Here is a 1,030-nt window from a genome sequence, read left to right on the forward strand (position 1 = left end):
ACCCGTTCGTCGTAATCCTCGGGTACATGCCGGAAGTCGTCACCGAATCGGTCATAGCGTTTCCGGGTGTCCGGGTCGGACAACACCTGATAGGCCTCGTTGACCTCCTTGAACTTGTCCTCCGCAGTGGGATCCTTGTTCACATCGGGGTGGTACTTGCGGGCCAGCTTGCGGTACGCCTGCTGAATTTCGTCGGTGCCGGCGCCCTTCGGTACGCCGAGTACTTCGTAGTAGTCACGGGCCATCGGTGCTCACCCCTCTGGGCGGCTGACGACCACCGCGGCGGGCCGCAACTGTCGCCCGTCCTCTCCATAACCCGGGCGCAAGACCTCGACCACGGTCCCGGACGGAAGGTCGGGTCGGGTTACCACACTGACCACTTCGTGGAGTTCCGGGGAGAACGGCACACCGGCCTCGTCGTGGCGCTCGAAGCCGAGTCGTGAGAGCACCTGTACCGCCTGGTCCCGGATCGCCTTCACACCTTCGACGACGGCCTGCGAATCGCTGCCTGCGTGTGCAAGCGCAAGCTCCAAGTTGTCCAGTATCGGCAGCCACGCCGCCGAAACCTTCGCTACTTCCGCGGCGCGTTCACGGTCCAGATCTTTGGCGTATCGCTTGCGCAGGTTGTCCAGATCTGCGACGGCCCTGCGCCAACGGTCCTCGAGTTGAGACAGCTCGTCTGCCGTCTCGGCGCGATCGGACTCGGTCTTGCTTTGATCCGTGTCGGCGCTGTTGGTAGTCGGCTCAGTCGTCGAATGATCTGCAGACATTTCCATCGTGCGCCTCAGCTTCGATCGAATTCGGCGTCGATCACGTCGCCGTCATCCGACGACGCAGCATCAGCGCCGCCTGCTTGGCCGTCGTCCGACTGGTCCGGCACAAGTCCGTAGAGCAGCTGTTGCAGCTCCGAGGTGAGTGGCTGAACCTCTTCGGGTGAAGCGCCGTCCTGCACGGCCTTTCGGGCGTCGGCAACCAGCATCTCGGCCCGCGCCTTCTCATGCGGCGGGGCACTGTCACCGAGTTCGGCGAG

2 protein-coding genes and 1 pseudogene are annotated in these 1,030 nt (G+C 63.8%); all 3 read right to left on the reverse strand.

The genetic code is table 11. The features are described 5' to 3' along the window. On the reverse strand, nucleotides 1-245 hold a 245-nt coding region (locus YH3_RS34655; protein ID WP_154100427.1), incomplete at its 3' end, for a DnaJ domain-containing protein. A 6-nt stretch (nucleotides 246-251) separates the two neighbouring features. Further along, the gene (locus tag YH3_RS34660) at nucleotides 252-776 is read right to left on the reverse strand and encodes a nucleotide exchange factor GrpE (RefSeq protein WP_064442841.1); all 525 of its coding nucleotides are present in this window, start codon (nucleotides 774-776) and stop codon (nucleotides 252-254) included. Nucleotides 777-784: 8 nt separating this feature from the next. After that, nucleotides 785-1,030, reverse strand: a pseudogene (locus YH3_RS34665) (molecular chaperone DnaK); the annotation flags it as partial.

The sequence above is a fragment of the Rhodococcus sp. YH3-3 genome (assembly GCF_001653035.1).
GTDB lineage: Bacteria > Actinomycetota > Actinomycetes > Mycobacteriales > Mycobacteriaceae > Rhodococcus_F > Rhodococcus_F qingshengii.